The following is a 7339-nucleotide window of genomic DNA, read 5'->3' as shown; positions in this document are numbered from 1 at the left end:
CGCAGCCACGCCCGGTACTTCCGCTCGATCTCCTCGTCCCCGGGGAACGGCGCTTCCTGGTCCACCGGGATCGTGTTGACGTAGTCCGTGGTGGTCACCAGCGGAACACCCACACTCTGCGCCCCGGCCCGCTGAAGCAGGCTCCGCATGATGTACTGGGCACGCTCGGTGCCCTGTTCCTGAATCAGGGTATCCAGGGACTCCAGCCACTCGGCGGTCTCTTCCGGATCACGATCAGGCAGCTGGTTTGTCAACCCGCTGAGGATATGGGAGGTATCTTCTCCTGCAGCCACGTCCAGCCTCTTTTCATCGTTGAATGGTTGGCTCAAGTTTTCATTCTATGAGAAAACTTTCTTGCAATTCGAGATTATCGATGCGGCCCGGGGCTCGTCAACACCAACGGCGCATCACCGCGGCCCTGCAGTCACAATCGAGCGGAAGGACCCCGCGTTGCTTGTTAACCGCGGAGTCGCTCAGGCCGAGGCGAGCAGCCTGCCCCAGCGCGGGGAGAGCAGCGGGGCGCCCGTCATCTTGAGGCAGCTCCACAGTGTCACGGCCACCGAGTCAAGCACGGGTACGCCCATAGCCGCTTCGATTTCCTCGGCAATGTTGGCGCCGTAAAGGTTGGTGCAGAGGTAGACGAGCGCGTCCGGGTTCGAAGCCGCGAGTTCCAGCGATCCGGGCCGCATTTCGGCGTCGGAGACCCGGGCAAATGATTCGTTGTCGCTCAGGCCGAGGAACCGGTGGTCAAGCGTCTTGATCCCGTCCCGTTCGTACGACGCCACGATCGCGCGGTTGACGTCCTCCGTATAGGGGGTGAACAGTCCGATCCGTTCGGTGCCGAAGGCTCGGAAGGCCTCCATGTACGCCAGCGTGGAGGTGGTGGCGGGGATGCCGGTGGCGTCCTGTATTTCCTGGACGAGTTCGCGGTCGTGACCGGCGCCGAGCCACGAGCCCGAGGTGCCGTTCCAGGCGATGACGTCGACGTCGGCGGTGGCCAGGATCTCGGCGGCGGCCCGCATGACCGGGGCATCGAACTGCTTGTCTGAGGAATCGTCGAGGGCGATCCTCGTGACCTGGATCCTCGCGAAGTGGATGGTGACGTCGTCGCGGTCGCCCAGGATGCGGTAGCTCTGCGGTTCGAGGCAGGTGTTGGAGGACGGCACGATCATGCCGATGCGGGTGGGGCGGTTTGCGGAATGCACGGGAGCTCCTAGCGGGTGGCGGGGACGGTGATGGGTGCGGAAGCGGCGCCGGCCGCGGCCTGGTGTTCGCGGAATCCGTTGCGGGCCACGAAACGGCCCACCGGGCCGGGGTCATGGAAGCCGTCGGCGTCCAGCACCACCCGTCCGGCTGACACCACGACGTCGGGCCAGCCCGTGAGCGTCCGGCCGTCGAACGGGGAGAAATCGGTCCCCATGTGCAGGGCGGCGCCGTCGACGGCGCGTTCCTGTGCCGGGTCGAACACGACGAGGTCGGCGTCGAATCCGGCAGCGATGATGCCCTTGCCCGGGAGGGCGTTGATCCGTGCCGGCCCGGCGGCGAACACTTCCACGAAATCCTCCACCCGGGCCGCTCCGCCGGCGGCGTCCATCATGGCGGTGAAGGTGACCGGCATGCGGGTTTCCACCCCGGGCAGGCCGTGCGGCATGGCCCGGATGTCATCGGTCCGCTCGCGCTTCTGCGCGAGGTCGTAGCAGGAGTGGTCCGAGGCCACGGTGTGGATGGCGCCGGCGGCAAGCCGGTCCCGCAGCGCGGCGACGGTCTCGGGGCTGCGCATCGGCGGGCAGCAGGCGTACCACTCGGGGAAGGACGTGCCGTAGACGGTGTCGTCCAGGGTGAGGTAGTGCGGGCATGTCTCGGAGTACGCCTCCTGGCCGCGGCTGCGGGCCTCGGCGACGAGATCCACGGCTCCCGGCGTGGACTGGTGCACAAAGTAGACGGGGGCGTTGGTATATTCGGCCATCGCCAGGGTCTCCTTGACCGAGATTTCCTCCGCGAGTTCAGGCCGGGTCCGGTGCAGGTGTTCAATGCTGATCCGGCCGTCGTCCGCGTGCTGCCGGGTGCAGTCGGCAATGATGGGGTCGTGTTCGGCGTGGATGTAGGTCAGGCCGTCGAGCCGGACCATCTCGCGCATGACCTTCAGGATGGTGTCGCCGTCGGCCATGGTGGTGCCCCGGTTGGTGGTGTACATCTTGACGGAACGGACACCTTCGGCGGCAAGCTGCTCGAGCTGCCAGGGCACGGTTTCGTCCCATTGGACAACCGAGCCGTGGAGGGCGACGTCGCAGCGGGACTCGCGGGCCAGTTCCTTTTTGTGCAGGACCGCGGCCAGCGGGGTCTCCCGGGCGTCGCGGGGGATGCCGAAGTCGATGATCGTGGTGGTGCCGCCCCAGAGGGCAGCGGTGGAGGTGGTGCGGTAGTCATCCAGGGTACGGAACCGTCCGGTTACCTGGGCGACGTGACAGTGGCCGTCCACGCCGCCGGGAATCACCATCCGGCCGGCGGCGTCGACGGTCCGGGCGGCGGCGGGGACGGGCTCGGAAGCGTCCACGAGCTGGACGATCTTCCCGCCGTGCACCACGACGTGGGCAGCCTGGCGGCCGAAACTGTTGACCACGGTGCCATGGGCAATGACAAGGTCTGGGGCGTGGGACATCGTTGTCCTCCTTCGAGGAAGAAGCTAGTGGGGCGGGGTTGTCAGCGGGGCCGGATTATCAGTGGGACCCGGCGACTGCCCGGGCGGCGTTCTGCGCCGTCGTGAGGGCGGCGTCGAGGTTGTCCGAGAGCCCTCGGCGGGGCTTGACCGGAGGCGGCGCGAAGGCGCCGGCCCGGTGCGGTCCGGACTGGAGGTTGACCACCGACTGTGCCATCTGGATGCCGGCGGAAATGCCGTCCACCACAGGGACGGGGATCTGGCCCGCCAGCTCGCGGGCAAGGCCGGCAAGCGGCGCGCCGGCGAGGATGACGACGTCGGCCCCGTCCTGGGTGACGGCCTGGCGGCTGAGTGCCAGCAGGGTCTCCTTGAAGTCCTGCTGCACGGAGCCGATGCCGGTGAGGGTCTCGTTGATGGACCGGATCGAGGCCAACCGGCCGCCGAGCCCGAAGCGTTCCACGCAGTCCAAGTACCAGGGCCGGATCCGGTCCGAGATGGCGATGATCGAGAACCGGTGACCCTGCAGTGCCGCGGCGCACAGGGCGGCCTCGGTGATCCCGATGACCGGGACGTCGGCCAGTTCCTTCAGCGCGGGCATGCCGGGGTCTCCGAACGCCGCGACCACGACGCCGTCGATCCCGTTTTCGGTGCCGGACCCGTCGCGGGTGTACTCGGCGATGATTTCGGCGACGGCGCCGGCGGCGATCAGGGATTCAAAGCGGGTTTCAATGTATTCGACGCCGTGGCCTGCGGTGCGGACCAGCAGTTCCGTTCCGGGCGAGGCGGAGCGCCGGGCTTCGGATTCGATCAGCGCGGTGACGTCGTTGCTGATGTTGGGGTTGATGACGAGGAGTTTCATGTGTTCTTCCGATGAAGGGCGGGTTCCGTCCGGCGGAAATCCTCCGGAAACTGTTCCCGGTATTTGTCGATGTGCGACGCCGACTGGGCGGCCGCGCGGTCCGGGTCACCGCTGGCGATCGCGGCGTACAGGGCCCGGTGTTCCTCGATGAGTTCGGGGAGGTCGCTTACATGCCGGAACAGCCAGTGCATCCGGCCTTGGAGGGGTTCGAGCGCGGACTTGAGGAAGCCGTTGTCCGCGATCCGGGTGATGGCATCGTGGAATTCGCTGTTGGCCCGGTGGGCTTCCATGACGGCACCCTTGGCAAGGCAGCGGTCTGCTTCGTCCAACAGGGTTTGCAGCGCGCCGAGGTCTTCCGGCGTGGCGCGGGTCGCGGCCAGCCTGCAGGCCAGCACTTCGAGCGACTGGCGGACGTCGAAGAGATCCTCCACGTCTTTGGGGCTGAGCGTGCTGACTTCGGCTCCCCGCGCGCCGCGGTCGCTGACCAGGCCTTCCTGGCGCAGCATGCGCAGCGCTTCGCGGACCGGGAGGCGCGAGACGTTGAATTCGGCGGCGAGGTCGCGCTCCACCAGCCTGGTGCCGGGAACGTAGTGCCCTTCAAAGATCCTGGTGCGGAGGGTGTCCCGGACAGCCTCCCGGAGGGGGCGTTCCTTGTCCTGGGGTTCTTCAGCGGTAAGCATGGTGCTCCATTCGGGTTCTTTTGGCACTGCGTTCCCGGCTCCGGGAACAGGTGTTGCGTGGCCTAGCTTAGACAGGGAGCCGCTTGTTGTAGTTCAGCGTCAGTACGGATGCTCCCATGATGATCGCCGATCCCACGAAGTACAGCAGCGCCCACGTGTACGAGCCGGTGGCGCCGACGATCAGGCCGACGGCGATCGGGGTGACGAAGCCGGAGATGTTGCCGCTGAAGTTCATGGCGCCGCCCAGGACACCGGCGTTGGTCCGGCCGCCCAGGATGGAGGGGATGCTCCAGAAGAGGCCCACCCAGCGCAGGAAGAACATCACGACGGAGAGGAGGACCACCGCCGTCGTCGGGTCTGGCACGACGGTGACGCCGACAAGGCCGCCGATCACGACGACGCTGGAGATGCCCAGGAGGGTGCGCATGACCCGGTTGGCCGAGGCGCCGGCGGCCCTCCACTTGTCCGCGATGGTGCCGCCGAGGATTTCGCCGACGAATCCGGCGCCGAAGATCACGAAGGTGGACCAGCCGATGGTCTTCAGGTCAAAACCCTTGGCCTGTGACAGGTAGAGCGGGCCCCACGTGAGCAGGCCGTAGAAGACTCCGTTGAAGCCCAGCCAGCCAAAGCACATGGCCCAGAAGGAGCGGAATTTCAGGTAGGGGAGCAGGGCACGCTTTCCCTTGCTGCCCTCGAGTTCGGCTTCGGCGTCCTCCGCGGCGTGGGAGGCCTCGAGGTACTCGGCCTCGGCGTCGTTGACTCCGCTGTGCTGGCGCGGGTTGTCCCGGACGTACCACCACACGGCGAGGCCCATGAGGACGGTGGCGACGCCGGCGATGATGAACGAGCTCCGCCAGCTGCCCGTCGATGCGATCAGGCCTGCGATGAGGATGCCGCCCAGCCCGGCGCCCAGCGGGGCGCCGGCGTCAAGGATGGTTGCGCCGCGGCCGCGTTCGGATTTGTGCATCCAGATGGCGTTCAGCTTTCCGCCCGCCGGCATGACTCCGGCCTCGGTGACGCCGATGCCCAGGCGGGCGATGAACATGCTGAGGAAGCCGCCGGCCAGGCCCGAGGCTGCCGTGGCGGCGCCCCAGCCGACGCAGGACGCGGTCATTACCTTGCGGGGGCCGAACTTGTCGATCAGCAAGCCGACGGGGATCTGCATGAGGGCGTAGGTCCAGAAGAAGGCCGAGAGCAGGAGGCCCACGAGCTCCGGGGCCATGTTGAATTCCTTCTGGATGATGGGCAGGGCTACAGAGATGGAGCCCCGGTCGATGTAGTTCACGGACACGAGGACCAGCAGGAGGAGGAACATTTTCCAGCGGACATTGGTGCGCCGTTGAACGCGGTCCTTGGGGCTTGCGGCGTCAGCGTGTGGTGCTGACGCTTCCTGTACGGGGGGTTCGGTATTTCGAAGAGACACAACTTCTCCTTCAGAGAGAGGAAAAATGCCGGCGGGTGAGAGATTCAATTCGTTCGCGGGCCAGGAGGCCGGGGTGTGGGGCGTCCTGTGCGCGGGCTTCCCGGTGCTGCTGTGGGGCTGATATCTGGCCTGACATCAGGTGCGGAACCCAGGGGAGTCGGGGCTCGGCAAGCTTGCCTGTTTTGGGATCCCAATTTGGGATCCCAAAATTGAGAATAGAAGTGACGCGGGCCACTGTCAAGGGATGCGGGTCTGCCGGTTGCGTTCGCGCGAAAAATGCCGTTTGTGACTGGGGCGGGGTTCCACTGTGGGGCGCCGGGGCGCTGGGGTTTCGGCGATCCTGTGCGGGCCGTGCGTGGGCATGGCTTCGCCCCGCCATCCGACAGGGAGCCTGTTCCCGGTGTGATTCGGGGTGGATGGCGGGGCGGGCGTGTAGTTAGCTGCCGCGGTATGTGGAGTAAGCGAAAGGGCTCAGCAGGAGCGGGACGTGGTAGTGGTCTTGGGATTCGGACACCGCAAAGGTCAGCGTGACCTCGGGGAAGAAGGTTTCGGTCCCTGCGGCCTCGTAGTAGCGTCCGGTGTCGAAGGCCAGCCGGTACGTGCCGGACGGAAGCTTGTCCGGGCCGAGGGATTTGATGCGGCCGTCGTCATCCGTGGCGCCTGCCGCGATCTTAACCCAGCGCTCGCCGTCGAGCCTGTGGAAGGTGACGGCGACACCGGCGGCGGGCTTGCCGGTGCCGGTGTCCAGGACGTGGGTGGTGACGTGGGAGGTGCTCATGTGCCGATCAGTCCTTCGAGTCGGAGTACCGCGATTTCGCGCAGCTGCTGGCCGATGATTGCTTGTTCCTGTTCCGGGGTGTGCGCGAGCCTGGTGTTGAGGGCGGCGAGGATTTCCTCCCGGCTGCGGCCGGCGGCGCGGATCAGGAAGACCTGGCCGAATTTTTCTTCGTAGCTCCGGTTCCCCTCGGCGATGGCCGCCGCAACGGCCGGGTCCGGAATTCCCAGGCCTGCCTGCTCCGACTGGGAGAGCCGGGCCTCCGTGCTGTTTCCTGCGGCCCGTTCGCCGATGCGTGGATGGCGGGCCAGGGCGGCCTCCACCTCCTGCCCGGTAAAGGGTTCCGCTGCACGGTTGGCCGCTTCCAGAAGGCTCGCGGCGCTGCCGAAGGGCCGGCCCTGGACGATCTCCTCGATCCAGCGCTCTATGTCCAGGCAGGGTCGCAGCGCGGCCGCTGCCTCGGCACGTCCGGCCGCGTTAAAGTCTTCCAACAGCATGTGCCAGATCCTTTGTGTCAATGCTGGCATCCACGGCGTAGGGCTATACGGACAAGATATTCGTATCGTGGAACTGTTATTTCAGCATATGCAAAAGATTGAACCGTACCGTGTGCCGGGTGTCAACCGGCAGCCGGATTCCGGTGACCGCTACGGAAACGGACAGGCGCACCCCGGATCCGGGGTGCACCTGTCCGAAATCGCCGCGAAAACGGCTGGGCTCAGCCGTGAATCGTTGCAACGTCGCTCTTTTCCCGGTCCCCGCGGTGCGCATTCCGCCCTGGTGTGTTGTCTCCGGTGCCTGCCGGTTCTCCCGGTTTTAGCTCGCCCGTGCGGAACGGGCGGCTCGCCGCCGGATTCTGCCCGGCGTAGGTGCGGGGTCCGGTACTTCCGTCGCCTGCCCGGAACCGCCCCAATCCACCCCTCGTGAGCGACTTCTTCCTGGCGCA

General features: G+C 66.6%; 7 protein-coding genes and 1 pseudogene. All 8 read right to left on the bottom strand.

The annotated features are described in order from the left end of the window. Positions 1-293, bottom strand: a pseudogene (locus ABD243_RS14695) (pyruvate dehydrogenase (acetyl-transferring), homodimeric type); the annotation flags it as partial. A 180-nt stretch (positions 294-473) separates the two neighbouring features. Continuing rightward, positions 474-1172 carry a maleate cis-trans isomerase family protein gene (locus tag ABD243_RS14690; protein WP_456509112.1) on the bottom strand — a complete coding sequence of 233 codons (699 nt, stop codon included), beginning with the start codon at positions 1170-1172 and terminating at the stop codon, positions 474-476. A 41-nt stretch (positions 1173-1213) separates the two neighbouring features. After that, positions 1214-2659 carry an amidohydrolase family protein gene (locus ABD243_RS14685; protein ID WP_344367137.1) on the bottom strand — a complete coding sequence of 482 codons (1446 nt, stop codon included), beginning with the start codon at positions 2657-2659 and terminating at the stop codon, positions 1214-1216. Positions 2660-2717: 58 nt separating this feature from the next. Continuing rightward, on the bottom strand, positions 2718-3515 hold the full coding sequence (locus tag ABD243_RS14680) for an aspartate/glutamate racemase family protein (RefSeq protein WP_344367134.1): 798 nt from the start codon (positions 3513-3515) through the stop codon (positions 2718-2720). After that, positions 3512-4195: a GntR family transcriptional regulator gene (locus tag ABD243_RS14675; RefSeq protein ID WP_091254270.1), complete on the bottom strand. Its 684-nt coding sequence runs from the start codon at positions 4193-4195 to the stop codon at positions 3512-3514. Before ABD243_RS14675 ends, ABD243_RS14680 begins: the two co-directional genes overlap by 4 nt. A 67-nt stretch (positions 4196-4262) precedes the next feature. Beyond that, on the bottom strand, positions 4263-5618 hold the full coding sequence (locus tag ABD243_RS14670; protein ID WP_344367130.1) for an MFS transporter: 1356 nt from the start codon (positions 5616-5618) through the stop codon (positions 4263-4265). Positions 5619-6054: 436 nt separating this feature from the next. Beyond that, positions 6055-6396, bottom strand: a complete 342-nt coding sequence (gene uraH, locus ABD243_RS14665; protein ID WP_344367128.1) for a hydroxyisourate hydrolase — start codon at positions 6394-6396, stop codon at positions 6055-6057. After that, entirely contained in the window at positions 6393-6890 is a 498-nt protein-coding gene (gene uraD, locus ABD243_RS14660; protein WP_344367125.1) for a 2-oxo-4-hydroxy-4-carboxy-5-ureidoimidazoline decarboxylase, read from the bottom strand. The genes uraH and uraD overlap by 4 nt, the downstream gene beginning before the upstream one ends. Positions 6891-7339: the final 449 nt, after the last annotated feature.

Source organism: Arthrobacter humicola, from assembly GCF_039531445.1.
Taxonomy (GTDB): domain Bacteria; phylum Actinomycetota; class Actinomycetes; order Actinomycetales; family Micrococcaceae; genus Arthrobacter; species Arthrobacter humicola.
Note: the sequence above shows the minus strand (reverse complement) of the source record. Positions and strands in the feature narration are given on the sequence as shown.

Bases quoted from the DNA above. Each gene is read 5' to 3' on its own strand.
- ABD243_RS14690 (WP_456509112.1), bottom strand. From the start codon at position 1,172: ATGATCGTGCCGTCCTCCAACACCTGCCTCGAACCGCAGAGCTACCGC.
- ABD243_RS14685 (WP_344367137.1), bottom strand. From the start codon at position 2,659: ATGTCCCACGCCCCAGACCTTGTCATTGCCCATGGCACCGTGGTCAAC.
- ABD243_RS14680 (WP_344367134.1), bottom strand. From the start codon at position 3,515: ATGAAACTCCTCGTCATCAACCCCAACATCAGCAACGACGTCACCGCG.
- ABD243_RS14675 (WP_091254270.1), bottom strand. From the start codon at position 4,195: ATGCTTACCGCTGAAGAACCCCAGGACAAGGAACGCCCCCTCCGGGAG.
- uraH (WP_344367128.1), bottom strand. From the start codon at position 6,396: ATGAGCACCTCCCACGTCACCACCCACGTCCTGGACACCGGCACCGGC.
- uraD (WP_344367125.1), bottom strand. From the start codon at position 6,890: ATGCTGTTGGAAGACTTTAACGCGGCCGGACGTGCCGAGGCAGCGGCC.